Consider the following 26,839-nt stretch of genomic DNA (forward strand, 5'->3'; position numbering starts at 1 on the left):
GTGATCAGGACAAAATGTGATCGGCGGGTTTCAGTGCCCGGGTCAACCGGTGATAGCTGAAACTGAACCCCGGGAACATGGCGATCACATGACCGCTCTTGCTTTGATACCAACTGTGGCAGCCCCCGGACTTCCAGACGGTACGCTCCATTTCACGGTGGATCATCTCAGTGTAGGTACGTTCTGCCTCGGGGCGTACTTCGATGCTGCGCAAACCCTTTTCTTTCAGCGTGCGGATGCAATCGAGGATGTAATTCATCTGTGACTCGATGATGAACAGCGCCGAGGTGTGGCCGATGCCGGTATTGGGCCCGGTGACGATAAACAAGTTGGGAAAGTCCGGCAGGCTGGTGCCCAGATAAGCCCGCGGGTACTGGGCCCAGACGTCTTTGAGCCGGGTACCGTTTTTACCGGTGACCGGGTAGGAAATCACCCCGTCGGTGGCGTCGTACCCGGTGGACCAGACGATCAGGTCCAGGTCGATGTGCTGACCGTCCTGGGTGACGATGCCGGTTTCGTCGATGGACGCGATGCCTTGTTCGCGGCTGTGCAGCGTCACGTTGCTGCGCCCGAGTGCCGGGTAGAGGGTGCTAGAGACGATCACGCGCTTGCAGCCGATGGTGAAATCCGGTGTCAGTTTGCGACGCAATTCGGGGTCAGGCACCTGGCGCTTGAGGAAGCGCAGGGCGTGTTGCTGGACCATGCGGATCGCCGGTTTCGAGTATTTGAAGGCAATCACCCGGGTTTCGAACTGCCAGTAGAGCATCCAGCGCAGCAGTTTGTACGCCGGTTTGAGGCCCAGCAGCCAACGCTGGAAAGGCCCGAAGGTACGGTCGGCGCGGGGCAACACCCAGTGCGGCGTACGCTGGAACACATGCAGGTGCTCGACGTCTGGGGCAATGGTCGGAATGACCTGGGCCGCACTGGCGCCGCTGCCGACGATGGCGACACGTTTGTGCCGGTAATCGAAGGTGTGATCCCACTTGTTGGTGTGAAACGTCGTGCCCTGGAAGCGTTCCTGGCCTTCGAAATGAGGCACCACCGGTTGACTCAGCGGCCCCGTCGCGTTGATCAGGAACTGCGCGTAAAACGTGCCTTTGGCGCCGGTGTGCACCGCCCAGCGCTGGCCGTCGGCGTCCCATTCGATGCGCTCGACATTGGCTTGCAGTTCGACCTTGTCCCGCAGGCCGAAGTGCTCGACCACGTACTGGGTGTAGTGATGCAGTTCAGCCTGACCGGCGAACATTTGCGTCCAGCGGTAAGGGGCGAAGGACAGCGAATAGAGGGGCGAGGGCACATCGACGGCCGCGCCGGGGTAGGTGTTCTGGCACCAGGTGCCGCCAAAAAAGTCCCGTCGTTCCAGCAGGCGAAAATCGTCGATGCCTGCCTTGAGCAGATTGATCGCCGCGCACTGACCGCCAAAACCGCTGCCGATGATCAACACCTGAAAAGTCTGCATGGGTCTCCTTTATCGTTGTTTATCCAACTCTTCCTTCATGTATAGCCCAAACAAGGCCGACGAAGACTGCGCAGGATTCAGGCTGCCCGCCGGTGATGGCTATTTAACGTTGCCCTGATAGACTCCCACCACACCCGCACCCCGTGTTTTGTCGGGTTCCGTTGTGTGACGCAGAGGCCCTTATGGGAAAAACGGGAGGAAAAGGGCTTTCACTGGCCAGAAGGCTCTATACGTCGCGAACCCTGGGCCTGGTCTTGGGCCTGTTGTGCGTAGGCGCGGCGATGTATCCACTCAACCCGGCGCCATGGGTCTGGGTGCTGATGGTGGTCAATGGCGTGCTCTGGCCACATGTTGCCTATCAATGGGCGCGTCGGGCGAAGGTGCCGTTTCACGCCGAACATCGCAACATTCTCGTCGATGCCTTTCTCGGTGGATTCTGGGTCGCTGCCATGCAGTTCAATCCACTGCCGAGCGCGGCGACGCTGTCCATGATGGCCATGAACAACGTGGCGATCGGCGGTTTGCGTTTCCTGCTGGTGGGCACGGTTGCGCAGATTCTCGGGGTGGGTGTCGGCCTGTTGGTGTTCACACCGGCCTTCGTTGCGCAAACCAGCCCGTTGCAGCTCTACGCCTGTCTGCCCTTGCTGAGCCTGTATCCGCTGGCGCTGGGCTGGATCTGTTTTCAACAGGCCACCACCCTGGGCCGCCAAAAACGCGAATTGCTGGCCCTGAGCCGTACCGACAGCCTCACTGGCCTGCTGAACCATGGCGCCTGGAAAGACCAGCTGGAAGTTGAGTTCCAGCGTTGCCAACGCCAGCAGCAGGGCGGGGCGATTGCGTTGATCGACATCGACCATTTCAAGACCATCAATGACACCTACGGCCATGTCGCCGGGGACATCGTGCTGCGGCAACTGAGCAAGATGCTCAAGCAGAACCTGCGGGCGACCGATGTGGCGGGGCGCTATGGTGGCGACGAATTCTGCGTGCTCCTCCCGGATTTGCCCCTCGACAGCGCAGCGGCTGCCATGGACGCCTTGCGTGATCGCTTCGCGACCCTGGGCTACGAGCAGAACCCGGCGCTGAAAGTCAGCTTGAGCATTGGCCTGGCGGCATTCGACCCGTCACACACCGACGCCACCTTGTGGCTCAATGATGCCGACCAGGCGCTCTACCAAGCCAAGACCACCGGCCGCAACCGCGTGATCTACCGCATAAACGGCAAACCCCATCACGAGCTGCTCGACCCGGTCTGAGGGCCTGCACACATCCCCCTGCGGGATCGGCCTCAGGTTCGTGTGCGTCGCATTCGGTCTAGAGCCTTGCGCCGTAGTCAGGTAGGGTGTTTTTGACCCCCGACACGAAACAAGGATCGATTCATGACGCTCAATCTCCCTCGTTCCCTGCTGGCCACCAGCCTTGGCCTGACCCTCGCCCTTGGCGCATTCGCCCCTGCAGCCTTCGCCGAACCCCACAAACAAGTCCTCGCCGACGCCGAACAGTACAAGGGTGAAGCCCTGAAATTGTTGGAGCGTCTGGTAAACATCGACTCCGGTTCCGGCTATGAACCCGGCCTGACGCAAGTGCGCGACATCGCCATCGACGAGTTGAAAAAACTCGGCGCCACCATCGAACTGGTACCCAACACACCGGACAAAAGCAGCCACGTGATCGCGACCCTCAAAGGCACCGGCAAGGCGAAAATCCTGCTGATGGCGCACATGGACACCGTGTTCAAGGAAGGCTCGGCCGCCGAGCGCCCTTTCCACATCAAGGACGGCCGCGCCTACGGGCCGGGCGTGATGGACGACAAGGGCGGCATCGTCGCCGGGATCTACGCACTGAAAGTCCTGAAAAACCTCGACTTCAAGGACTACGCGCAAATTACCTTCCTGCTCGATGCCAGCGAAGAGACCGGCTCGGACATCGCCACCGACCTGATCAAGAAAACCGCCAAGGCCCACGACGTGACCCTCAACCTCGAACCGGGCCGCCCGGCGGATGGCCTGGTGGTGTGGCGCAAAGGCAGCGCGACGGCGGTGGTGGAAGTCAAAGGCAAAGCCGCACATGCCGGTGTTGCGCCGGAGCTGGGGCGTAACGCGGCGATGGAGGCGGCGCACCAGATTCTGCAACTCGGCAAACTGGGCGACGCCGAGAAGAAAACCACCATCAACTTCACCGTGATCAAGTCGGGCGATCGCACCAACGTGATTCCGGACCAGGCCACGGCCAAGGCCGACGTGCGGGCGGCGGTACCCGAAGAGTTCGACCGGATCGAGAAGGACCTGGCGCGGGTGTCCAAGGACAAGCTGATTCCTGATACCGAAGTCACCACCACGCTACAACGCGGTTTGCCACCGATGCCGCAAACGGCGGAATCGGATCGGCTGATGGCCATCGCTCAGGGAATTTACGGCGAGATCGGGCGCAAGTTGACGGAAGAAGGCAGCGGCGGGGCGGCAGACGCCAGCCTCTCGGCCGGGGTGGGTACGCCGACACTGGATGGGTTCGGGATTGTCGGCGGCAATATTCATACGCCTGAAGAATACGCGGAGGTAGAGAGCGTAGCGCCGCGGATTTATCTGCTGTCGCGGATGATCATGGAGTTGGCGAAGCGCTGAAAATTGTTCCCTGTGGCGAGGGAGCAAGCTCCCTCGCCACAGGGATTTTTGGTGTTAGTAAAATCGATGTCCTACAGCGCAACAAGCAGCAGTGCTACTCCTTCACACTCATGAACTCTTCCGCCCAACGGATATATTCCTCAGGCTGCGTATACGTATGAGTCAGCTCGGTAGCGCTCAAATCCGACGCCTGGGTAAAGATCTGCCGTTGCTCGCGCAAGCTGTCATACGTCGCCTTGATCGCCGCGAAGTACGCGCCATGACCATCAATGGTCACCCGCACGCCCAATTCGGCCAGGCGTTTGTCATCGCGCAGCAGCGGGTTGCCGTAGGTGACCAGCATCAGTGGCACGCTCAGGTGTTCGGCAATCTGTTCGAGGTGATCGAAGTCCCGCACGCCCACCATGCAAATCCCGTCCGCACCGGCCTGCTGGTAATGACAGGTGCGGCTGATGACTTCCTGAACCGGCAGGATCCCGGCGTTGGTACGCGCGATGATCGCCATTTCCGAGTCGACCCGGGCTTCCAGTGCCGCGCGAATCTTGCCGACGCCTTCCGCCACGCCGATCAGGTCGGTGGATTTGCGGCCGAATTGCGCCGGCAGCAGGGTGTCTTCGATGGTCAGGGCGGCGATGCCGGCGCGTTCCAGTTCGACGATGGTGCGCATCACGTTGAGCGCGTTGCCATAGCCGTGGTCGGCGTCGGCGATGACCGGCAATTGGGCCACTCGACCGATGCGCGTGGCCTGTTCGGCGAACTCGCTGAGAGTGATCAAGGCAAAGTCGGGAGCGCCCAGCACCTGCAACGAGGCAACAGAACCGCCGAGGATGCCCACTTCAAACCCCAGGTCAGCGGCAATGCGGGCCGACATCGGGTCGAAGACCGACGCCGTGTGATAGCAGGTGTTGGAAGCAAACAGCTCGCGGAAGTTACGGCGCAAATCTTGATGAGAAAGCCTGGACATATGAGTTCCACCAATACAAAGGAATGGAAAGGCTTGAGCAAAGGTGTCAACGCCGAAGGAACAAAAGGCTATCACGCGAAGGAGGGGAAGATGATGACGAATTTTGCGGGGGGCTCAGATAAACGCGGACCTCTGTGGCGAGCGGGTTTACCTGTGGCGAGGGAGCTTGCTCCCGTTCGGCTGCGCAGCAGTCGTAAAACGATGGGTGCGGAGTGTCTGGAAAAATAGGGTGGCAGTTTTGGGGCCGCTTCGCAGCCCAACGGGAGCAAGCTCCCTCGCCACAGGTGAACCCCACTTACCACAAGGGTGGGGTAGGACTCAGGATCTGATCACGCTGCCACCGCCTGCTGTTGCCGATTGGGTAACGGCACGGCCCGCACCGAGTTACCCGGTTGCAGTTGCAGGCGTTTGGCCGTGAGTCGGTCGACGACCAGGCTGTTGCCCACCAGCCTGGCCTGGGCGGTGGTGATGCGGCAGTTTTCCAGGCGGCGATTGTGGATCAGCCACACCGGGGCCTGCTCGTCGGGCGTGCCGATAGCCAAAACCAGCGGTTGGCTGTCGCGCACGGTGCGGATTTTCGCGACCGGGGCTTCGATCACCGGGCCTGCGTCGAAGATGTCGATGTAACCCTGATGCACAAAACCTTCGGCCTTGAGGATCTTCAGTGCCGGTTCGGTGTTTGGGTGGGCCTGGCCGATGACGGCCTGGGCCTGTTCGGTGAGCAGGCACGTGTAAAGCGGCTGGCGCGGCATCAGTTCGGCGATGAACGATTTGCTGCCCAGCCCCGACAAGTGATCGGCGTGGCTGAAATCCATCTTGAAGAAGTGCCGGCCCAGGCTGTCCCAGAACGGTGAACAGCCGTGTTCGTCGGCGCTGCCGCGCAGTTCGGCGATGAGTTTGTCGCCGAACAGGTGCGGGAACTCGGCCACGAACAGCAAGCGTCCCAGGGACAGCAACCGACCGTTGCTGCCGTGGCGTTGATCGGGGCGCAGGAACAGCGAGCAGATTTCCGATTGCCCGGTCATTTCATTATTCAGGAACAGCGTCGGAATCTGCCGTTGAATACCCAGGTCCGGCGACGAACTGACGGTCAGCCCGACCCGATAGTTGTACCAGGGTTCGCGCAGGCCAACGGCACCGGCCAGCGCACTGATGCCGACCACTTGCTGATCGTCATCTTCCAGCACGAACAGGTAATCGGCATCTGCACGCTCGACCTGCTCGGCGAAGGTCCGCTGGGCCCAGCGCACCCGGTGCACCAGGCGTTCTTCGTTGGCCGGCAGGGTGGTAAACCCGGGGCCGGCCTGTTGCACCAGATCCATCAAGGCGGGCAGGTCGGTGATGCGAACCGGGCGGACAATCATGATGCAGCTCCTTCTTCGCGCCAGTTCGGGCGCTGTCGTTGGGCATGGGGCCGGGTGCTGCTCACAGGGCAATCAGCCGGATCGGGCTGCCATCGGTGACGTTCAGGGCAGCACACATCTCGGCGCTCAACCCCACCGGTTGCCCGGCCTGGACATTCAACTCGGCGACGATCGCGCGATAGTCCTTCAGCGCGTCATTGCTCACCAGGTAACGGCCGCACGCATCGATCAGTGAAGCCCGTTGCGCCGTGCCGGTCTGGCTTTGGGCGATGGAGAGAATGTTCGAGGTGCGCGCGTACAGCGTCGGCCCACCGTCAAACAGGTCGATGTAGCTGTTGGTTTCAAATCCCTCACGCTCAAGAATATCGAAGGCCTCCTGGCCATCGGGGTGGATCCGGCCGATGCAATCCTGCGCAGCCTGGGGCAGCATCGGCACGTAGATCGGGTATTGCGGCATCAGTTCGGCGAGGAAGGTCCGGCTCTCCAGACCGCAGAGCCGCTCGGCTTCGGCGTAGGGCAGGTCGAAGAAATGCTTGCCCAGCGCATCCCAGAACGGTGATTGCGCCTCCTCGGTGCTGAAGCCGACGATCTCGGTGATCACCGCTTGCGCAAAACGCTGCCAATGGGCGGCAATGAACAACAGGCGCGCCCGGGACAGCAACTCCGAAAACGCTGTGCGCACCAACGCCGTGTCGATGTGAAAGCCCCGTAGCAAGGTGTGGCCGCTGAGGTCCTGACACAACGACAACGCCGGTACGCCGTGCTCGATGTTCAGCTCCCGGGAGGCGCTGGTGAAGTGACGGTTGCGCAAACTGTAGAACGGTTCGTTGAAGCCGGCGGTGGCAAGGATCTCCGAGCACCCCACCAGACGCCGGGCCGCGAGATCCTCCAGCACGAAGAAATAGTTCTCCGGGCCATGACCTTCCACGTCTTTGTCGAACGAGGCGCAGGAGTCGAGAATCCTCAGGCGCAGGCGTTCAGTGTCATCCGGCAAGGACGTGACACCGACCAGGCTGTCGCGCGCCAGTTGCTGTAACTGGGGCAGGTCGGCTAACTCGACTGGGCGTAAGACCAGCATGGATGTACTCCTGTATCAAAGGGTTCGGCGCTGTGTGCCGAACCTGACTATCACTGTCGGTTTCCACGCATTAAATCGGCGGTCGCCTGATTTCTTGTCAGACGCCGCTCTTTTTCTTGTCAGCCGTTGCTCGGGTCGGGCAACGCTGTGCTGGCGCCCAGTTTGTTGAGGAAAAACAGATACACCAGGCCCAAGGCAATCCAGATCAGTCCGAGTTTTTGTGCATCGACCCCCATGTTGTACATGATGGCCGCGACGATGATGAAGCCAACCACCGGGCAGACCAGGTGGCGGATCACCTGGCCGGACTTCTGCCGACGCCAGTAGTAGTTGATCACGGTCAGGTGCAGCAACATGAAACCGCTCAGCGCGCCGAAGTTCACCAGCGAAGTGAGGGTGTCCACCGAGTTGATGAACAGGTAGCAGATCACCAGCGACAGCACCGCTACGAGGTAAATGCTCAGGTAGGGGGTGTTGTGTTTCGGGTGAACCTTGGCCAGCACTTTCGGCAGCTTGCCGTCCCGGGCCATGCCGAACAGCAGACGCGATACCGCCGCTTGCGAGGTGATGGCAACCGCCACGCCCCAGGCCAGGGCGGTGGCCACGCCAGTCAGGGTTGCCAGCCAGCTGCCGGCAGCGATTTCGGCGATTTCATAGAACGCGGTGTCGGCGGAGGTGAAGCCCATGCCGGCCGCCAGGTCTGTGGCAATCCAGGTTTGCACGACGAAGATCACGCCCATCACCAGCAGCGTAATCAGCGCTGCCTTGCCGACGCTGCGGCCAGGGTCGCCCTTGATTTCTTCGGCGAGGGTGGAGATCGCATCGAAACCGAGGAAGGACAGGACCGCAATCGACACGGCTTGCATCAGCAGGGCGAAATTGAAGGTGTCCGGGTTGTACAGCGGCGCCAGGGTCAGTTGACCGTTACCGCCGCCGCTGTGCAGCGCATTCCAGGCGTAGAACAGGAAGATCCCCAGCACCACCAGTTGCGCCAGCAGAAAGACAATGTTCATGCGGGCAGTGAATGTAATCCCCCGCAGGTTGACGAAGGTCGCGCTGACCAGAAACGCCAGAATGAAACCGACCTTGGGAATGTCGGGGTAAAGGTGATTCAGCGCCATGGCCGCGTACACGTAGAGCAGCGGTGGAATCAGCAGGTAATCGAGCAGCATCAGCCAGCCGGCGATAAACCCGACATGGGGGTTGAGGCCGCGTTGCGCGTAGGAATACACCGAGCCGGCAATCGGAAAGGCCCGCGCCATGCTGCCGTAACTCAGGGCGGTGAACAGCATCGCCACCATGCCGATGATGTAGGCCAGCGGCACCATGCCGGGTGCTTCGGCGTTGACGTAACCGTACACACCGAACGGGGCGATGGGGATCATGAAGATCATCCCGTACACCACCAGGTCAGTCAGCGACAGGCTACGTTGCAACTCTTGCTTGTAGCCGAATTCTTCTAATTCCATGAAGCCCTACTCCTTGGGATGAAAGCAGCTGCATGCTGCGGGTTTGACGCGATTTTTTACAACAGCGGAGCCAGATAACCTGCCCAGCGACTGACGTTTTCAGCGGTGCGCAGCAGATCGTTGCGCACCTCGATCAACACCGATTCCAGTCCCCGTGCATCGCCGTGGACCGGCACGGTCATGTCGCCCAGCGGGTTGATTTTGTACGGCTCATTACTGGCAACCTTCAAGGGGTGCTGGCTCAACCCGTCAATCAATCGTTGGGCGTAGTCCCTGGCTTCGCCAAACAGCACGCCGACTTCCAGCGCGCGCGGTTGGCCGTGGAAAACCGGGGTGAAACTGTGAATGCCGACCACCCGGACCGGCTGCCCTTGGGCGATTCGTTGGTCGATCAAGGTTTGCAGCCGGGCATGAAACGGCTTGAACAGGCATTCGCGGCGGTACTCGCGCGTGACTTCGTCCAGATCCCGATTACCCGGTATCGGATAAATCTCGCTCTGCAGCGGGATGCTGTCCGGGGCATGGCGCGGGCGGTTGAGGTCAATCAAGAGCCGTGAGTAATTGGCCGCCAGCAACGTCGCCCCCAGTGCCTGGGACAAACCTTCAGCAAGCGCCAGCGCACCAATGTCCCAGGCGATATGCTCGCGGGCCGCGTCGTGACTCAGGCCCAGGTCATTCAACCCGGGTGGAATAAAACGGCTGGCGTGTTCACACACCAGAATCAACGGGTGCGCCGAGTCTTCGCGGCTCAGGGTGTACGCGGGCTCGGTGTACAGGCCAAGTTCAGCGGATTCAGTACAGGCGTGCATAGTGCTCACAGCGTTCGGCGGGGGACAGCTGTTCCGTCAGCGTCAGTTCCTCGGTTTTAAGGGCGAACCAGGTGTCCATCAACGCGCTCGGCAGGGCTTCGATCAGCGCCTCGCTGTTGCGCAGGCACTCGAGCGCCTCGGCAAGGGAGGCGGGCAGGGCGACGATGCCGTGGGCCTGGCGTTGTTCTTCGTTCAGGGAATCGGGGATTTCATCGGTGATCGCGTTCAAGGCCAGGCGTTGCTCGATGCCCAGGCGACCGGCGATCAGCAGCGCGGCCATCGCCAGGTGCGGCGACGCCGTGGCGTCCATGGCGCGAAATTCCAGGTTGTATTGCGCCGCCACCGATTTGCCGCCCAGGCTCACGGTCGGGCAGATCCGCAGCGCCGCTTCGCGGTTGCGCTGGCCGAGGCAGGCGTAGGAGGCGCTCCAGTGATGCGGCTGCAAGCGCTCGTAGGACACCGGTGTCGGTGCGGTAAACGCGCACAGCGCTGGCAAGTAATGCAGGATGCCGGCGGCCCAGTGCTGGCCGAGGGTCGACAGGCCATTGATCGTGCCGGCGTCGTACATCAGCGGTTGGCCGTCCAGATCCAACAGGCTGACATGCAGATGGACGCCGTTGCACACGGCATGCTCGGACGTCTTCGGCGCGAAGCTCACGTCCAGGGCCATCTGCCGGGCGATCTCGCGGGTGATCTCGCGCACGTTCACCGCACGGTCCGCAGCGGCCACGCCGAGGGCGGGGCGGCAGGTGATTTCGTATTGATGCTTGCCGTATTCGGGCAGGAACATTTCCGGTTCGACGCCACCGGCGCGCAGGGCGCTGAGCAGCCAGCCACCGAACTCGGCGCCCTGACGCTGGGCCTCAAGGGAGAACGCCAGCTGATCGGCCGCGCCGCTGCTCAGGTTGAATTCATGTTCGAACGCGGCGTTGACCTGCAAGCCCAATTCGGCGCGATACCGCTGCACTTCATTGCGCAACAACGTGCGTGGGCAGGCGCCCCACGGGCGGCCATCGGTTTCGTGAATGTCGCTGTGGATGAAGTCCAGCGCCGGGGCCGCGGCATCCGGGCCGTTACTGACTGTCACCCGGCTGCTCAGGTCGGGAATCAGGCGTAAATCGCCATAAGCGCCCCAAGGGTTGGTGGAGGCGATGATGTCTTGCGGGGTCAGGGCGCTGTTGGCCGGCACCCAGCCGCAGCCCGTCGCCAGGTAATGTTCAAGTTCGTCCGTGGGAAACGAACGGCCACGGGTCACGCCGATCAAGTCGGTGGTGACAAGGGTGGTCATGGGCAGCGGCGACAGGCGTTCGCTCATGCTTGCATCTCCTGCAACCGGCCGAGCACGGTCTGGGTGTCGGTGATCCAGCAGTAACCCTTGATCGCGTTCAGGCAGGCTTGATGACGCTCCGGCGTGTAGGTCGCACAGGCATCCTCCACTAGCGTCACCAGGTAGCCACGGTCGGCGGCGTCACGCACCGCCATGTCCACGCACTGGTCGGTGACGATGCCGGCGATGATCAGGTGCCGCGTTTCAAGGTTGCGCAACACGTAGTCGATGTTGGTGGAGTTGAAGACCCCGGAAGAAGTCTTGGGCAAGACGATTTCGTTTTCTGTCGGCGTCAGGTCGTCGATGATCCGCGCCTGGGGGCTGCCCTTGGCCAAGTGCATGTCCGAGAGCTTGTGGTCCAGCGAGCGGTCGCGGCCGTCGGCGGTCAGGCTTTCGATGATCGTGTGCAGCACATTTTGCTGCGCGCTGCGAAAGGCACTGAGCAACCGGCGTTGGTTGGGCACCACCTGCATGTGGGTGCGGGTCAGGAAGTACTCGCCATCCGGTCCGTTGAGGTGCGGGTCGAACTGCGGTTCGAGCCAGGCACGCTGCATGTCCACCAGCAACAGCGCGGTGTGATCGGCAGTGAACGGCAAGTCCCGGGGCGATTGGTGGGGGAGCGTGAACATCCTTATTTATCCTCCAGCAGGTGGGTGGCGAAATCGGTTCGCAGGGCATCGATGCCTTCCAGGCGATCGGCCAGCTCCGGGCTGCGCAGGGTCAGGCAGGCAATCAGCGCCTCGATCTGGGCCAGCGCCGGGACCATGGTGTCGAAGGCCGACACCGATTCCACCGGCGCACTGATAATCAGGTCGGCCATTTCCCGCAGCGGTGAGGCATAGATGTCCGTGAACAACACCACCCGGGCGTATCGGCTTTTCGCCGCATTGGCTACGCGCAGGGCCTGTGACTGGTAGCGTCGATAGTCGAACACCAGCACCACGTCCTGACGCTGCACGTCGAACAGCCGGTCCGGCAGTTGTGCGTTGTCTTCCAGGGCGAAACAGCCCGGGCGCAGCAAGCGCAAATGGTTGAGCAAATAATTGGCGAGGAAACTGCTGAAGCGCCCGCCAAAGCAGTGAACCTGATGACGGGTATCGAGCAGCCACTGCACCAGAATCCGCACATCTTCGGGTTGGGTCAGCGCATGGGTATCCACCAGCGCCCGATGGGTCTCCGCCAGGTAATGGCTCCAGGCGTCGTCTTTCTGAACATGAGAACGAAGCTGCAACAGGGCGCTGGGGGACCGGAGGCGGTGGTCCATGTCACTGAGCAAGGCATCCTGGAAATCGGCGTAACCGCTGAAACCCAGTTTTTTCACCAGCCGTACAATGGTGGGGTCGCTGACACCGGCATGTTCGGCCAAGCGTGACATCGGTCCCAGCCCGTTACGCGGGTATTGGTCCAGCAAGGCACGGATGACTTTGCGTTCCGCCGGCGTAAGGTCCAGGGCGGGATCGGTGATCAGGTCTCTGAGAGAGGGCATCCGGGCTCCTGCTGGATGGGTATGTCGGTTTTGTTTCATAAATCGCTAAAACAGTATTTATGTAGCGCATGCTACATGTCTAGCGAATTTTTCCGTGGTTTTTTAAGGCCCCAAAATGGGGCGAAAAGCCCGTGCGCTGAGGGCTACACGGAAGTCGACTGGCTTTGTAGTCCATCGCCCACACGGGTGTCAGAGATTGCCTAACTTAATGGGTTAAACAAGCTCGCGTCCCGTCGGTGCTGATGCAAACGAAACGCCCTGGATCAAGCGTCTTGCGGCACAATTGCGTGATTATCGGCGGCATCGAGCCGTTTTCCATTTCATCGACAGGGTGATAAACCGTGCAGGCAACCCGTTTGACCCTGATGTGCCACGCGCGAACAGTCGCACAAAAATTGGCGAGTTTTCCTACGAATGAGCCGTTGGAATTTTATGGCCAATTGGCAAAGGGTTCGCGCAGCAGTCAGTTCGAGGGGGCGCCACGGGTGCTCTGTGGGCCGGAGTTGCGCACGCAGCAGACCGCCGAGTTGTTTGGCAATAACGTTGAAATCGTTTCGGCCCTGAGGGATTGTGACTTCGGACGGTGGAGCGGGGTGCGGATCAATGACCTGCAAAAGTCCGAACCCGAGGCACTGCAAACCTGGCTAGATGATCCGACCTCGGCGCCCCATGGCGGTGAGTCGGTCGCGCAACTCTGTGAACGCGTGGCGCAGTGGCTCCAGGCCCTTGTGGCAACACCGGGGCATGTCCTTGCCATCACCCATCCCTTTGTCATTCGCGCAGCACTGACGCAGGTGTTGCAGGCCAAGGCATTCAACCTGATCGACGTCGAACCGTTGTCGGCCGTCGAGTTGCGGTTCACCGGCCGCTGGCGCCTGCGCTTGCTTGGAGGAGAAATTTGATGAAGAAGCTGCTGGTCATCGGCATCGGCGCCGGCAACCCTGACTACATCACAATGCAGGCCGTGAAGGCGCTGAACCTCGTCGACGTGTTTTTCCTGATGGACAAGGGCCAGAGCAAGGACAAATTGATCGACCTGCGCCGTGAGATCTGCGAGCGCTACATCACCGGTCACGACTACCGCTTCGTCCAAGCCCATAGCCCGGAACGCGAGCGCGGGGAGGTGGACTACAAGACCAGTGTCGACGATCTGAACCTTGCCAAGCAGCAGACCTTCGAGCGGCTGATCAATGAGGAACTGTCCGACGGCCAGTGCGGCGGTTTTCTGGTGTGGGGCGATCCGGCGTTGTACGACAGCACCCTGCGGATTTTGCAGGCGATCCTGGCCTCGGGCCGTTGTGCGTTCGAGTATGACGTGATCCCCGGAATCACCAGCGTTCAGGCGCTGGCGGCGCAGCACAAGGTACCGCTGAATCGCATCGGCCGCTCAATTGAAATCACCACCGGCCGACGGCTGGCAGCGGGGCAAGTGAGCGATGCCGACAGCCTCGTGGTGATGCTCGATGCCGAGGATTCCTACCATCAAGTGGCGGATCAGGAGACGGAGATTTACTGGGGCGCGTATCTGGGGACGCCGGATGAAATCCTGATCAGCGGCAAGCTCAAGGACGTGGCGCCGGAGATTGAGCGGGTGCGCAAGGCGGCGCAGGTGGCGAATGGGTGGATTATGGATACTTACCTGTTGCGCAAGCCTTGAGGTAAACGGTGCCTGAGCTGATGTCTTCGCGGGCAAGCCTCGCTCCTACAAAGGCGACGCAATACCTGTAGGAGCGAGGCTTGCCCGCGAAGAGGCCCTCAACCGCACCTCAAATAATGGCTTTGACCCCACGCCCAAACCGCTCCCGATACACTGACGGCGGCACGCCCACCACCCCACGAAACGCCACGCGAAAGCTTTCCACCGAGCGATACCCACACTGCGCGGCAATCTGATCGGTGTTTTGCCCGGTGCTCTCCAGCAACTCCTTCGCCCGCGCCAGCCGCTCATGCTGCAACCACGCCTTGGGCGGCATGCCGGTGGCCTCGGTAAACCGACGCAGGAACGTGCGTTCACTCATGGCCGCCTCGCTCGCCAGTTCGCGAACCTCCAGCGGTTCGTGCAAGCGTTCCCGGGCCCACTGCATGACGCGGGATAAATCGCTGCGCGGCGTCGGGCTGACGGGCGTAGGAATAAACTGCGCCTGACCGCCGGTGCGTTGCGGCGACATCACCAGGCGCCGCGCCACTGAGTTGGCCACCTGCGTGCCTAAGTCCCGCGTCACCAGGTGCAGGCACGCATCGATCCCCGCCGCGCTGCCCGCCGAGGTGATCAATTGGCCGGAATCGACATAGAGCACATCCGGGTCCACCCGAATGTTCGGAAAACGTTCGGCCAACTCAGCGGCATAGCGCCAATGGGTGGTGGCGCCGTGCCCGTCCAGCAGGCCGGTCGCCGCCAGCACAAACACACCGGAGCAGATCGACAGCAACCGCGCTCCCCGCGCATGCGCCTGGCGCAGGGCGGCGAGCACGTGTTCCGGTACCGGCGCGTTGCGATCGCGCCAGCCGGGAATGATGATCGTGCGGGCCTCTTCGAGCAGTTCCATGCCGCCATCGGCCAGCACCTGAATCCCGCCCATGGCGCGCATCGGGCCCTGATCCACGGCGACGATACGATGCTCATACCAAGGGAAGTCGAACTCCGGCCGCGCCAGGCCGAAGATCTCCACGGCGATGCCGAATTCGAACGTACAGAGGCCGTCGTAGACCAGAATCGCGACCAATCCAGGGTTCGGTTGCATTTGGCGGAAAGTTCCCGGTAAGTGTCTTGTGCGCCACTGTAGCCGCAAGCGTCGGGCGGATAAAGTCTTCTCATACCCACTCAAGACTTTGGAGTACAGCCCATGACCAGCCAGGTCCGCGCCATTCCCGCAGCCCCTTCGGCCATTGCCCTGATGCACTTCAGCAACCGTCTGACCTTTGAAACCGATTGTTCCGACGTGTACGGCAGCCAAAAGGCCGGCGATGTGGATTTTGTCCTGGTGGACGTTCGCGGACCGTTGGCGTTCGAACGCGGGCATGTGCCCGGCGCGATCAACATTCCGGGACGCCTGCTCACCGCCGAGAGCCTGGCGGGTTACCCGACGTCCACCTTGTTTGTGGTCTATTGCGCCGGGCCGCACTGTAACGGTGTGCACAAGGCGGCGGTGAAGCTGGCGGCGCTGGGTTACCCGGTCAAGGAGATGATCGGCGGCGTGACCGGGTGGCTGGATGAGGGGTTGGAACTGAGTGTTGCGGTGCAGCGGCCTGCCACCACCGCTATCGGTTGCGAATGCTGATATTCAGACACCGCTGAACCATCGTGGCGAGGGAGCTTGCCCCCGCTGGGTGGCGCAGCAGCCCCGCAATCTTGGCAATTGTCGAAGATTTTTGGGAGCGCTTCGCACTCCAGCAGGAGCAAGCTCCCTCGCCACAAAAGCTCCGTTGCCACAAAAGCTCACTGGCCACAGGAGCCCGTCAATCCTTAAGTTCAGCGACTGCTTGAGCACGCTGCCCACCACCCATCCAGCGTTGCCTGCAACCACTCGAACACGGCTGCATGGGCGGCGCTGTCCTGTTGCCCCCGAGGCAACGGCGACTCCTCTCCAAAGTGCGCATTGAGCATCGCCACCGACTCCGCATTCCACTCTGGATGAAACTGCAAGCCCACCCGCGTCGGCCCCACGCGATACATCTGCTGTTCACATTGATCGCTGCTGGCCAGCACTTGCGCATCAGGCGGCAAGTCGATTGCGTCTTCGTGCCACTCCAGCACCTTCAGCGTCCGGCCATCGACGAACGTCACGGTGGTCCAGCCGGTTTCGGATCGATCCATCCGCCGCACGTTTCCACCCAGGCTCAGCGCCAGCAACTGCGCCCCCAGACAAATCGCAAACACCGCCGCGCCCTGATCCAGGCTGGCCGCCAGCCACTGCCGTTCTGCTTCCAGCCACGCCGGCCCGGCGTTGGATTCATAAGGTCCGCCCAGCACGATCACGGGCGCCGCGCTAACCGGCGGTAACTGGCCGAGGTCGGCGCGAAAGATGTTCAGCGTCACCCCTCTGGACGCTGCCCAATTGGCAATGGCGCCTGGACCTTCGGCGGGGTGGTGCTGGATCAGATTCAAGGTGGGCATCGGTACTCTCTGTAGTTTTTGCGTGTAGGTTTTGTCTGAAAAAAGGGCTTGTCCTACAGTCCTTGCACCGCCTTGGCGCACGCTTCAAGGGCTTTGAATGGAGCGGCCACGTTTCTATAAGTATTTGTCGCTTAAAAACAATTTGCCCATTAGAAGCCATTCTAGACTGCCGGCCACTTCGATCTTCACCGACCGAAAGTCATTCGAAAGCTGCCAATAAAAGCCTCCGCACACAGGAGTTATAAATGAAAAAGCTAGTGATGTTTGGTGCCTTGGCACTGTCGATGTTGTCCCTGACCGCCGTGGCCGATGACGCCAAGCCGATCCGCATCGGTATCGAAGCCGGTTACCCGCCATTCTCGATGAAAACCCCTGACGGTAAACTCACCGGTTTCGACGTCGATATCGGCGACGCGCTGTGCGAGCAGATGAAAGTGAAGTGCACCTGGGTCGAGCAAGAATTCGATGGCCTGATCCCGGCACTGAAAGTGAAGAAAATCGACGCGATCCTGTCGTCCATGACCATCACTGACGATCGTAAGAAGAACGTCGATTTCACCATCAAGTACTACCACACCCCGGCCCGTTTCGTGATGAAGGCCGGCACCGACATCAAGGACCCGCTGACCGAACTCAAGGGCAAGAAAGTCGGTGTGCTGCGCGCCAGTACCCACGACCGCTTCGCCACCGAAGTACTGGTTCCGGCCGGTATCAACCTGGTTCGCTACGGCTCCCAGCAGGAAGCCAACCTGGACATGGTGTCCGGTCGCGTAGACGCGCTGCTGGCCGACTCGGTCAACCTGGACGACGGTTTCCTGAAAACCGACGCCGGTAAAGGCTTCGCTTTCGTCGGCCCGACCTACGAAGACGCCAAGTACTTCGGCGGCGGCGCCGGTATCGCTGTGCGCAAGGGCGATACTGCGCTGGCCGACAAATTCAACACCGCCATCACCGAAATCCGCGCCAACGGCAAGTACAAGCAAGTGCAAGACAAGTACTTCGACTTTGACGTTTACGGCCAGTAATCACGCCGTTCAAAAAAGTGGCAACCGTTGACGCGGTTGCCATTTTTTATGCCCTCTCTGTGTTGAAATGAAATCCCTTGTGGGAGCGAGCCTGCTCGCGAAATCGGTAGGTCAGCTGCATTTATGTTGACTGACACACCGCTTTCGCGAGCAGGCTCGCTCCCACAGGTGATTTTCGCCGTTCAGCCATTCAGGAGTGACCATGCAACGCATCGACCATCCTCTGCCCTGGAGCCACCTGGGCACCGAACGCACCCTCAGCGTGTTTCGTTACGGCGCGGGTCCTCGCAAGGTTTACATCCAGGCCAGCCTGCACGCTGACGAGTTGCCCGGCATGCGCACAGCCTGGGAGCTGAAGAAACGCCTGGCGGAACTCGAAACCCGGGGCCAGTTGCAGGGCGTGATCGAGCTGGTGCCGGTGGCCAATCCGATCGGTCTTGACCAGCACCTGCAAGGCAGCCATATGGGGCGCTTCGAGCTGGGCAGCGGCAAGAACTTCAACCGCGCCTTCGTTGAACTCAGTACCCCGGTGGCCGCATTGATTGGCGACCAGCTGGGTCAAGATGCGCAGGCCAACATCGCGCTGATTCGCCGGACCATGGGCCAAGTCCTCGACGACTTGCCGGCACCGGCTTCGCAGCTGGAAGCCATGCACCGCCTGCTGCTGCGGCACGCCTGCGAGGCTGACATCACGCTGGACCTGCATTGCGATTTCGATGCGGCCATTCATTTGTATGCGTTGCCGCAACACTGGCCGCAGTGGCAATCCCTGGCCGCGCGTCTGAAGGCCGGGGTGGCGTTGCTCTGTGAAGACTCCGGCGGCAGTTCATTCGATGAGTCCTGTTCGTCGCCGTGGCTGCGCCTGGCGCGGGCCTTCCCCGAGGCGGCGATTCCCTCGGCCAACCTGGCGACGACGCTGGAACTGGGCAGCATGGGCGATACGCGAGTCGATCAAGCCCAGGCCAATTGCGAGGCGATTCTGGGGTTCCTCGCCGAGCAGGGTTTCATCACGGGCACCTGGCCTGCGGCACCCAGCGAGTGCTGTGAAGGCATGCCGTTCGAGGGCACCGAATACCTGTTTGCACCGCATCACGGTGTCGTCAGTTTTCTGCGTGATTCGGGTGAGTGGGTGGAGAAGGGCGATGCGCTGTTTGAGGTGGTTGATCCGCTGAGCGACCGCGTGACAACCGTGCGCGCCGGGACCAGCGGTGTGTTGTTTGCGATTGATCGCGGGCGGTATACGCAGCCGGGGACGTGGCAGGCGAAGGTGGCGGGGCGTGAGGTGATTCGGGTGGGGAAACTGGTTAACGACTGAGGGTTGTCGCCATTGCCAAAGGCCTCTTCGCGAGCAGGCTCGCTCCCACAGGTTTGATGTGCGACACACATCCACTGTGGGAGCGAGCCTGCTCGCGAAGACGGCATCAACAGCGCCACAAATCCCCTTGCTGTGCGCACAGTGTTAGGCTCCCCCCGAATCCTGCACTTGTGAAGGAAGGTTTATGTTGAAGTTTCTCGCTCTGCTGACGCTGCTGGCCTCGGCCACCGTCCACGCTGAACCCCCGCTGCACACTGATCTGCCGCTCAAATATCTTGAGCAGGCGCATCCCGAGTCCCGCCACCAGCCCCTGGTGATTTTCCTCCACGGTTACGGCAGTAACGAGCAGGACCTGTTCGATATCAAGGATCAATTGCCTGCGCAATACACCTTCCTGTCAGTGCGGGCACCGATGGTGATGGAGGAGGGCAGTTACAAGTGGTTTCGCGAGAAGGGCAACGCTGCCTACAACGGTGAGACCGATGATCTGAAGGCCAGCGGCCAGGTGCTGCTGGACTTCATTGCACAGGCGGCGAAGAAGTATCACACCGAACCCGACAAGGTATTCCTTGTGGGTTTCAGCCAGGGCGCGATCATGTCCTACGAGGTGGCGCTGCGTCATCCCGAAGCCGTCGGCGGGATTGCGGCGCTGAGCGGGCGGATTCTGCCGGTGCTGAAATCCGAACTCAAACCGGATGAAAAACGCCAGAAGCTGGCGATCTTCATCGGTCATGGCACGGCAGACAAACGCTTGCCGTACATCGACGGCACCGAGGCCAACAACCTGTTACAGAGCCTGTCTCTCAAGCCTGAGTTTCATGCCTACCCCGGTGTCGGTCACAGCATCAGTGCCACCGAAATGCAGGATTTGAGCGCCTGGTTGCAGCGCCTCAACCCCTGAAGCTTATTTGCCGCTGACGATCTGCTTGACCAGCGTCTCGTGGCCGCCGTTGTCGCTGAGGCGGGAAATCACCTGAACGATCGCCATGCGCGTGTTGGACGCGGCCATCACTGTGGTGTCGAGGGTTTTGCCGCCGCCCTGGGTGGCGGTGCTGTCGATCTGCCGCAAGCCCAGACCGGTGCCTTTCTGCGTCAGGCTTTTTTCGCTGAGTTTGGTGAAGTCCGGCAGCGCCTTGGCTTGTTCTGAGGCGAAGTCGGCCGCTGCGGAGTCGAGGAACGGACCGTCGTTATCCTTGACGTTGGCGCCACCGGGGATGGTGTTTTCAGCGGCGATTACGACGGTTTTGGTGGTCTGGTTGGTGTACATGGTGCCCGTTGCCCCGGCTGTACCGGTAGCCGCGTCGCCGGCCGGGAGCGGGTTGGCGATGAAGCCCTTGGGCAGGGTGAACTTGAACTTGCCGCCGAGCATCGAGACCACTTGCGCGGGCGCTTTATCGCTGGCGGTGGCCTTGGCGGCAGAGGCATTCAACGCCCCCAGGCTGGCGGCCGCCGTCAGTAACAGGACAACGGCTTTTTTACTCAACAATGACATTCGGAAACTCCAGGGATGATCGCGCATTCGCCGCAATCATCCCATGGAACACGATTTGTAGCAGCTGCCGAAAACCATCCTCACCACAGTCTCAGGCCTGATTTTGCGCTAACAGGTTATGACGGGTTTCTTCGTTGAACTCGGCCTTGAGCACCCATTTCTCCCTGAGACCCTGCGCACGCTGGGCGCCCGGGCGGGCGCTGATTTCATCGAACAGACGCTTGACGTTCGGGTCGGCCGCCAGGCCGTTCTCCCCGAGGATGTAATGCGCGTAGCCAGACGAGTAGCAGGGCAACGTTCATCGGGTTAGGCAGCTTTACTCGTTCGGAACAATTGAACGTGTTGCGGGCGCTCTATCGCTTGCGCTCGACGTGGCGATCACCGCCCCCGCGATGATCAACACGGCAGGCACGATCAGGATCGGACCGGCCTGGCTGCGTCCCACGGCAAGCAGCAATAACGTCGATATCAACGGTGCCAGATAGGAAAGCGCCCCCAGCGTCGCCAGACTGCCGTGTTTGGTGGCGTGGTCCCAGGCAAGAAATGCCAGCCCGACCGGCCCGAGGCCAAGCACCACAATCGCGGTCCATTGGCCGGGATCAGGCAGTACCGTGGTTTCGAAGGCCAGATGGCAAATCAGACCGGACACGGCCGACATACCGCAGATCCCGCCGATGATGCTGCTGGGCACGTTGTTGAACCGTCGGTTGATCACCGAGTAACCGGCCCAGATCACCGCACAGCCGAAGGCCGCGAGATAACCGGCGATGGGCATCGATGCGCCAGCCTCCGGGCCGTGTTGTTGCATGATGAACGCGGTGCCGGCCAGCCCCAGCAGCGCGCCGAGCATTTGCCGTTTGTGCAGCTTTTCCCCGGCCGAGAACGCCGAGAGCAGCACCAGCAACAGCGGCCACAGGTAGTTGATCAGACTGGCTTCGGCCGCCGGGGCTACTTTGAGCGCGAAAAAATACAGCGCGTGATAAACGAAAATGCCCACGAACCCGGTCACCCATACCGCCCAGGGCTGTCGCCAGCTACTGAAGCCGGCGAGCCCGCGCCGACCCAGAATCACCAGGCTCGCCACAAACGCTATGCCGAAGCTCAGTGTCAGCAGTTCAAAGGGCGGAATGCCTTCGGTGAGGGTGGTCAACAGCGCGAGGCAGGACCAGAGAACTATCGCGATCACGCCAACGGCGGTGGCTGAGTGGGGGGGACGGACGAGGGACGATGCGAGACTCATGTCTGTTCCTTCAGCACGTAGCGGGCGACATCCTGGCCCTCTGGATGTGAAGGAGCTTAGCGTTTGATCGCTGATCGTCCAGTCTCGGTCGTCGAGTTGATCGGTCGCGCCAGCAAGCGCCTGGTTATGCCCAACATCCCCACGGACACCGCAACACCGAGGGCAAAGGCGCTCATGCCCATGTCGGGCAACGCCAGCGCCAACACCAGGCAAAACGCCGCGAACGAATACATGCCGGTCGCCGTCGCCCGCAGCAATGCTGCCGTAAACGCCGGGCCGCGGGTTTGCTGGGAAAACACCGCCATCACGCTGCCGAGTACCGGGAACACCGCGAGCAAACCGCTCCAGCCTTCGCCGACGGTGCTGGCGAGTAAGGTCACGGCGAGGGTGAGCAGGGCGCCGGCCATCATGCGCAGCAGCAGTCTGTCGGACTTCGGCGCCGGGCCTGTAACGATGGGTTGCACACTGGGAAACAGGTACGGCGCCGCCAGCAGCGCGGTGGCGGCCGCGATCACCGAGAACATCAGCGAGGGGGGTATCAGCGAGAGCACCACGGCCACGGCGGCCCATACCAGCAGTGAAATGGTCAACGCCCATGGCCATCCTGCCCGTTGAGCGACCTGGGCGTAGGTCACGCAGAAGGCAATCATCGCGGACATCGCCGACAACGCCGCCGTCGCTGATTGAGCGGCGAACACCTGGCCTTGTTCGATGGCAAGGAAGAACAGAATCGGCCCGACCACCACCGGCAATCCCGACAGCCAACCGGCCACGCTGGGGCCCCAGCGTTTGCCAGCCAGGGAAATCAACAAGAGGAAGCCTGGAATCACCAGCAGCTTGAGCATCAGCACGCACACGTCTCCGACCTGAGTGAGGCGCCAACGTTAGCACTGCGGACGCAGGATTGCTCTAGGAATGAGGGGGTTTTGTATACAAAACTTGCAACTCAAATAATTGTACAAAACGTAGCTTTGCGTATAAGTTTTTAACAGATGCCCATGGTGAGAAAAACGCGATGAACAGACTCCGGTTGCGCCTGTATCACGGTGTGTTGTTGCTGGGATTGTCATGCACCCAGGCCTTGGCCAATTGGCAGGAGGCATTGCCCAGCGCGCAGATCATCGGCGCCGGCGAGTTTCGGGTGTTCGGATTCGATGTCTACAACGCTCGGCTCTGGAGTGCGGCCCGGCCTTTGGCGCCAGACCAGCCGTTTGCCCTGGAGCTGATCTATCAGCGCAGCATTTCCCGCGATGATTTGGTGCAGGCCAGTGTCGATGAAATCAAGCGATTGTCCGGCGCCTCGGTCAGCACCGAGCAACTCGAGCGCTGGAAGGTGCAGATGGAACAGTCGTTCGTCGACGTAAAAGCCGGCATGCGCATTACCGGCGTTTATTTGCCGGGGCAGGGCGCGCGGTTCTTTGTCGGCCAGCAGCCGCAACACGAAGTGAAAGACCCGCAATTCGCCCGGGCCTTTTTCGATATCTGGCTCGACCCACGTACACGTAATCCGGAGTTGCGCCAGCAGTTGCTGGGCAGCGCCAAGCCTTGAGGTGCATGACATGTTGAAAAATCTGCTGCTTGTGTTGTGCGTCTGCCTGGCGGGTTGCAGCGTCGACGTGCAGCATTACAGCGAGCAAAACCCCAAGCTCGATCTACCCGGGTTCTTCGTCGGCCGAGTGGATGGCTGGGGAATGTTCCAGAAGCGCTCGGGCGAGGTGGTCAAACGCTTTCATGTGCTGATCAACAGCCGAATGGACGGTCAGAACCTGATCATGCATGAAGCCTTTACCTACAGCGACGGCACGAAGCAGACCCGTGTCTGGACGTTGTACCCGGACGGCCCTGGCCGTTGGCGCGGTACGGCCGGTGATGTGGTCGGCGAGTCTCGCGGTGAGGTCGCCGGCAACGCGCTGCACTGGCGCTATGAACTGAGCCTGCCGGTGGACGACAAGGTCTACCAGGTGCATTTCGACGACTGGATGTACTTGCTGGACGAAAACACCATGGCCAATCGCTCCGCCATGACCAAGTTCGGTGTTGAATTGGGCCAGGTGACCTTGTTCTTCCGCCGCCACGGCGCCTGATACCCGGGCATTTGCCCCTTGGGCGCAGGGGCTGAAACGTCTAAGCTGCGCTTTTCCAACTGTCGACGGATGTGTCCGTGAAATTCAGTTTGCCCAAGGTTGGCACTGCGCCATTTTGCCCGCCGGAAGTGGCGGGCAGCGTTGCAGTTGATCCCAACGCTTCATTTTTCAAACGCATGCTGCGCTTTGCCGGTCCTGGCTTGCTGGTGTCCATCGGCTACATGGACCCGGGCAACTGGGCGACCGCCATCGAGGCCGGTTCGCGTTTTGGTTACAGCCTGTTGTTCGTGGTGCTGCTGGCGAGTCTGGCAGGGATGGTGGTGCAGTGTCTGTGTTCGCGCCTGGGCATCGCCACCGGCCGCGATCTGGCGCAGCTGTCCCGGGAGCGCTACAGCACACGGACCGCGCGGACTCAATGGGTGCTGGCGGAAATCTCGATCATCGCCACCGATCTGGCGGAAGTGCTCGGTTGCGCGCTGGCCTTTCACTTGCTGCTGGGCTGTTCGCTGACTGTCGGCATCGCGCTCACCGCGTTTGACACGCTGCTGGTACTGGCCCTGCAAAACCGTGGTTTCCGCCGCCTGGAAGCGATCATGCTGGTGCTGGTGAGCACCATCGGCGTGTGCTTCTTCGTCGAGTTGCTGCTGATCAAGCCGTACTGGCCGGACGTCGCCCGTGGGTTTACGCCGTCCCTTTCAGCCATTGGCGATGCCGCGCCGCTGTACCTGGCCATTGGCATCCTCGGGGCCACGGTGATGCCGCATAACTTGTACCTGCACACCTCGATCGTACAGACCCGAATGATCGGCAAGGACCTGGCCAGCAAGCGGGACGCGGTCAAACTGGCGCGGATCGATACCATTGGCTCTCTGGCGTTGGCGCTGCTGGTCAATGCGGCGATCCTGATCCTCGCCGCGGCGGCCTTTCATCAGAGCGGGCATACCGATGTGGTGGACATCCAGGACGCCTATCACTTGCTCGACCCGCTGGTGGGCGGCGCCTTGGCCAGTGTGTTGTTCGGGGTGGCCTTGCTGGCGTCCGGGCAGAGTTCGACGTTTACCGGGACCATCGCGGGGCAGGTGATCATGGAGGGTTATCTGAACCTGCGGATCCCGTGCTGGCAACGACGGCTGATTACCCGGGGGCTGGCGTTGATCCCGGCGTTCATCGGCGTCTGGCTGATGGGTGACAATGCGATCGGCAAGTTGCTGGTGTTGAGTCAGGTGGTGTTGAGTCTGCAGTTGCCGTTTGCGTTGTACCCGCTGATTCGCATGACCAACGATCACAAATTGATGGGACCGTTTGTGAATCGCTGGCCGACGCGGGTGTTGGCGTGGGGGTTGTTTGGGGTGATCAGTGGGGCGAATAGCTGGTTGATCTTGCAATTTTTGGGGTGACTGGGCTGGCCTCATCGCGAGCAGGCTCGCTCCCACAGTGGATCTGAGGTGAACACAAAACCCTGTGGGAGCGAGTCTGCTCGCGATGAACGATAACTCGGTTTTCCGGGCGGCCCGTTGCCCACGCTGAACCTGGTGAAATTTGCCTGAAGGCAGGGGCAAAAAAGAACCCGGTGCTTCTGATGACTGTCAGCCCATATAGATACTGACTGTGGCGAGGGAGCTTGCTCCCGCTCGAGCGCGAAGCGTTCGCAAAATCTTCGACAATTGCCGGGATTTTGGGGCTGTTTCGCAACCCAGCGGGAGCAAGCTCCCGCGCCACAAAAGCCTGCAACGCAGGAACACCGGGGGTGTTACCAGACCGCGCGGTTCTTCGTGGGTCCCCGCGCAGTCTGTTGAACGCTTTACGCCCGTTCGATCGCCAAAGCCACGCCCTGACCACCACCAATGCACAAGGTGGCGAGGCCTTTCTTGGCGTCGCGCTTGATCATTTCGTGCAGCAGGGTCACCAGCACCCGGCAGCCCGACGCACCGATCGGGTGACCGAGGGCGATGGCGCCGCCGTTGACGTTGACCTTGTTCAAGTCCCATTCCAGGTCCTTGGCTACCGCCAGGGATTGCGCGGCGAAGGCTTCGTTGGCCTCGATCAGGTCCAATTGGTCGATGGACCAGCCAGCCTTGCTCAGGCAACGGCGCGTGGCCGAGACCGGGCCGATGCCCATGATTGCCGGGTCGACGCCCGCGTTGGCGTAAGCGGCAATTTTCGCCAGCACTGGAAGACCCAAGGCCTTGGCTTTGTCGGCGCTCATCAGGATCACGGCGGCAGCACCGTCGTTCAGGGACGAGGCGTTACCGGCAGTCACCGAACCGTCCTTCTTGAAGGCCGGTTTCAGTTTGCCCAGCGCTTCAGCGGTGGTGCCGGCACGCGGTTGCTCATCGGTGGCAAAGGACAGCGGATCGCCCTTGCGCTGCGGGATCAGGATCGGTGTGATCTCATCGACAAAACGCCCGGCTTCGATGGCAGCCGTGGCTTTCTGCTGCGAGGCCGCGGCGAAGGCGTCCTGTTGCTCGCGGGTCAGGTTGTACTTGTCCGCCAGGTTCTCGGCGGTGATGCCCATGTGGTAATCGTTGAACGCATCCCACAGGCCGTCGCTGATCATGGTGTCGACGATTTGCGCGTGACCCATGCGCAGGCCAGTGCGGGCTCCGGGCATGACGTAGTTGGACAGGCTCATGTTTTCCTGGCCGCCGGCAATGATCACCTCGGCGTCGCCGCAGCGGATCGCTTGAGTGGCCAAGTGCAAGGCTTTCAAACCCGAGCCGCAGACCTTGTTCAGGGTCATCGCCGGCACGGTAAACGGCAGGCCGGCCTTGATCGCGGACTGGCGCGCCGGGTTCTGCCCGGCACCGGCGGTCAACACCTGGCCCATGATCACTTCATCGACTTCAGCAACGTCCAGGCCGGTTTGCGCCAGCAGCTGACGGATCACCGCGGCACCGAGGTCAACGGCGGACACATTGGCCAGCGAGCCCTGGAAACTGCCGATGGCGGTTCGGGTGGCGGCAACAATAACGACGTCTTGCATGGAAGAATT

The 26,839-nt window shown here is 61.3% G+C and carries 26 protein-coding genes and 1 pseudogene; 11 read left to right on the forward strand and 16 right to left on the reverse strand.

The window, feature by feature from the left end; all coding sequences use genetic code 11:
* Positions 1-4 precede the first annotated feature (4 nt).
* Positions 5-1,459 carry a flavin-containing monooxygenase gene (locus FHL16_RS19945; RefSeq protein WP_077749067.1) on the reverse strand — a complete coding sequence of 485 codons (1,455 nt, stop codon included), beginning with the start codon at positions 1,457-1,459 and terminating at the stop codon, positions 5-7.
* Between the two features lie 182 nt (positions 1,460-1,641).
* Here FHL16_RS19945 and FHL16_RS19950 point away from each other — a divergent pair, with 182 nt between their 5' ends.
* Positions 1,642-2,715, forward strand: a complete 1,074-nt coding sequence (locus FHL16_RS19950) for a diguanylate cyclase (RefSeq protein ID WP_077749068.1) — start codon at positions 1,642-1,644, stop codon at positions 2,713-2,715.
* Positions 2,716-2,838: 123 nt separating this feature from the next.
* Positions 2,839-4,080 (forward strand): M20/M25/M40 family metallo-hydrolase, encoded by a 1,242-nt coding sequence (locus FHL16_RS19955; RefSeq protein WP_077749069.1) that lies wholly within the window; start codon positions 2,839-2,841, stop codon positions 4,078-4,080.
* Between the two features lie 94 nt (positions 4,081-4,174).
* Here FHL16_RS19955 and FHL16_RS19960 read toward each other — a convergent pair whose 3' ends face one another.
* The 8 genes from FHL16_RS19960 to FHL16_RS20000 form a co-directional block, all read right to left on the reverse strand.
* Complete coding sequence (locus FHL16_RS19960; protein WP_010455567.1) at positions 4,175-5,044, reverse strand: isocitrate lyase/PEP mutase family protein; 870 nt, start codon at positions 5,042-5,044, stop codon at positions 4,175-4,177.
* Between the two features lie 329 nt (positions 5,045-5,373).
* Positions 5,374-6,408 (reverse strand): arginine N-succinyltransferase, encoded by a 1,035-nt coding sequence (astA, locus tag FHL16_RS19970; protein WP_010455566.1) that lies wholly within the window; start codon positions 6,406-6,408, stop codon positions 5,374-5,376.
* A gap of 61 nt (positions 6,409-6,469) precedes the next feature.
* On the reverse strand, positions 6,470-7,486 hold the full coding sequence (locus FHL16_RS19975) for an arginine N-succinyltransferase (RefSeq protein WP_077749071.1): 1,017 nt from the start codon (positions 7,484-7,486) through the stop codon (positions 6,470-6,472).
* A 119-nt stretch (positions 7,487-7,605) separates the two neighbouring features.
* Positions 7,606-8,955: an APC family permease gene (locus FHL16_RS19980; RefSeq protein ID WP_077749072.1), complete on the reverse strand. Its 1,350-nt coding sequence runs from the start codon at positions 8,953-8,955 to the stop codon at positions 7,606-7,608.
* Positions 8,956-9,011: 56 nt separating this feature from the next.
* A complete protein-coding gene (locus FHL16_RS19985) occupies positions 9,012-9,764 on the reverse strand; it encodes an N-formylglutamate amidohydrolase (RefSeq protein WP_077749073.1) in 753 nt (250 codons plus the stop codon).
* Entirely contained in the window at positions 9,748-11,079 is a 1,332-nt protein-coding gene (locus tag FHL16_RS19990) for a glutamine synthetase family protein (RefSeq protein WP_077749074.1), read from the reverse strand. The genes FHL16_RS19985 and FHL16_RS19990 overlap by 17 nt, the downstream gene beginning before the upstream one ends.
* Positions 11,076-11,720: an isochorismatase family cysteine hydrolase gene (locus FHL16_RS19995; protein ID WP_077749075.1), complete on the reverse strand. Its 645-nt coding sequence runs from the start codon at positions 11,718-11,720 to the stop codon at positions 11,076-11,078. The genes FHL16_RS19990 and FHL16_RS19995 overlap by 4 nt, the downstream gene beginning before the upstream one ends.
* A gap of 2 nt (positions 11,721-11,722) precedes the next feature.
* Positions 11,723-12,577 carry a MurR/RpiR family transcriptional regulator gene (locus FHL16_RS20000; RefSeq protein WP_077749076.1) on the reverse strand — a complete coding sequence of 285 codons (855 nt, stop codon included), beginning with the start codon at positions 12,575-12,577 and terminating at the stop codon, positions 11,723-11,725.
* 341 nt (positions 12,578-12,918) lie between these two features.
* Here FHL16_RS20000 and FHL16_RS20005 point away from each other — a divergent pair, with 341 nt between their 5' ends.
* Complete coding sequence (locus FHL16_RS20005) at positions 12,919-13,479, forward strand: histidine phosphatase family protein (RefSeq protein ID WP_077749077.1); 561 nt, start codon at positions 12,919-12,921, stop codon at positions 13,477-13,479.
* Positions 13,479-14,234 (forward strand): precorrin-6A synthase (deacetylating), encoded by a 756-nt coding sequence (cobF, locus tag FHL16_RS20010; RefSeq protein WP_077749078.1) that lies wholly within the window; start codon positions 13,479-13,481, stop codon positions 14,232-14,234. The genes FHL16_RS20005 and cobF overlap by 1 nt, the downstream gene beginning before the upstream one ends.
* A 109-nt stretch (positions 14,235-14,343) precedes the next feature.
* On the opposite strand, the gene ftrA is transcribed toward cobF, so the two are convergent.
* Entirely contained in the window at positions 14,344-15,318 is a 975-nt protein-coding gene (gene ftrA, locus FHL16_RS20015; protein ID WP_010455550.1) for a transcriptional regulator FtrA, read from the reverse strand.
* A 102-nt stretch (positions 15,319-15,420) separates the two neighbouring features.
* Here ftrA and FHL16_RS20020 point away from each other — a divergent pair, with 102 nt between their 5' ends.
* Positions 15,421-15,855, forward strand: a complete 435-nt coding sequence (locus FHL16_RS20020; protein WP_077749079.1) for a rhodanese-like domain-containing protein — start codon at positions 15,421-15,423, stop codon at positions 15,853-15,855.
* A 191-nt stretch (positions 15,856-16,046) separates the two neighbouring features.
* On the opposite strand, the gene FHL16_RS20025 is transcribed toward FHL16_RS20020, so the two are convergent.
* Entirely contained in the window at positions 16,047-16,691 is a 645-nt protein-coding gene (locus tag FHL16_RS20025) for a type 1 glutamine amidotransferase (protein WP_077749080.1), read from the reverse strand.
* Between the two features lie 245 nt (positions 16,692-16,936).
* Here FHL16_RS20025 and FHL16_RS20030 point away from each other — a divergent pair, with 245 nt between their 5' ends.
* From FHL16_RS20030 to FHL16_RS20040, 3 genes are all read left to right on the forward strand, one after another.
* Positions 16,937-17,716, forward strand: coding sequence for an ABC transporter substrate-binding protein (locus FHL16_RS20030; RefSeq protein WP_077749081.1), 780 nt, complete (start codon positions 16,937-16,939; stop codon positions 17,714-17,716).
* A 202-nt stretch (positions 17,717-17,918) separates the two neighbouring features.
* Positions 17,919-19,031, forward strand: a complete 1,113-nt coding sequence (locus FHL16_RS20035) for a succinylglutamate desuccinylase/aspartoacylase family protein (protein ID WP_077749082.1) — start codon at positions 17,919-17,921, stop codon at positions 19,029-19,031.
* 184 nt (positions 19,032-19,215) lie between these two features.
* Positions 19,216-19,932, forward strand: a complete 717-nt coding sequence (locus tag FHL16_RS20040; RefSeq protein ID WP_077749083.1) for an alpha/beta hydrolase — start codon at positions 19,216-19,218, stop codon at positions 19,930-19,932.
* Positions 19,933-19,935: 3 nt separating this feature from the next.
* Here the strand turns inward: FHL16_RS20040 and FHL16_RS20045 are convergent, their stop codons facing one another.
* From FHL16_RS20045 to FHL16_RS20060, 4 genes and pseudogenes are all read right to left on the reverse strand, one after another.
* Positions 19,936-20,523, reverse strand: coding sequence for a hypothetical protein (locus FHL16_RS20045; protein ID WP_010455538.1), 588 nt, complete (start codon positions 20,521-20,523; stop codon positions 19,936-19,938).
* A gap of 91 nt (positions 20,524-20,614) precedes the next feature.
* Positions 20,615-20,803 (reverse strand): annotated as a pseudogene (locus tag FHL16_RS20050) (glutathione S-transferase family protein); the annotation flags it as partial.
* Positions 20,804-20,839: 36 nt separating this feature from the next.
* Entirely contained in the window at positions 20,840-21,763 is a 924-nt protein-coding gene (gene yddG / locus FHL16_RS20055) for an aromatic amino acid exporter YddG (protein ID WP_077749084.1), read from the reverse strand.
* A 56-nt stretch (positions 21,764-21,819) separates the two neighbouring features.
* Positions 21,820-22,614: a hypothetical protein gene (locus FHL16_RS20060; RefSeq protein WP_010455532.1), complete on the reverse strand. Its 795-nt coding sequence runs from the start codon at positions 22,612-22,614 to the stop codon at positions 21,820-21,822.
* 164 nt (positions 22,615-22,778) lie between these two features.
* On the opposite strand from FHL16_RS20060, the gene FHL16_RS20065 reads away from it, so the two are divergent.
* The 3 genes from FHL16_RS20065 (at position 22,779) to FHL16_RS20075 (ending at position 25,244) form a co-directional block, all read left to right on the forward strand.
* Positions 22,779-23,312, forward strand: coding sequence for a chalcone isomerase family protein (locus FHL16_RS20065; RefSeq protein WP_077749085.1), 534 nt, complete (start codon positions 22,779-22,781; stop codon positions 23,310-23,312).
* 10 nt (positions 23,313-23,322) lie between these two features.
* The gene (locus tag FHL16_RS20070) at positions 23,323-23,847 is read left to right on the forward strand and encodes a DUF3833 domain-containing protein (protein ID WP_010455527.1); all 525 of its coding nucleotides are present in this window, start codon (positions 23,323-23,325) and stop codon (positions 23,845-23,847) included.
* 77 nt (positions 23,848-23,924) lie between these two features.
* On the forward strand, positions 23,925-25,244 hold the full coding sequence (locus tag FHL16_RS20075; RefSeq protein WP_077749086.1) for an Nramp family divalent metal transporter: 1,320 nt from the start codon (positions 23,925-23,927) through the stop codon (positions 25,242-25,244).
* Between the two features lie 404 nt (positions 25,245-25,648).
* Here the strand turns inward: FHL16_RS20075 and FHL16_RS20080 are convergent, their stop codons facing one another.
* A complete protein-coding gene (locus FHL16_RS20080; RefSeq protein WP_077749087.1) occupies positions 25,649-26,830 on the reverse strand; it encodes an acetyl-CoA C-acetyltransferase in 1,182 nt (393 codons plus the stop codon).
* Positions 26,831-26,839: the final 9 nt, after the last annotated feature.

This window comes from Pseudomonas sp. FSL W5-0299 (genome assembly GCF_005930655.1).
GTDB classification, from domain to species: Bacteria; Pseudomonadota; Gammaproteobacteria; order Pseudomonadales; family Pseudomonadaceae; genus Aquipseudomonas; species Aquipseudomonas mandelii.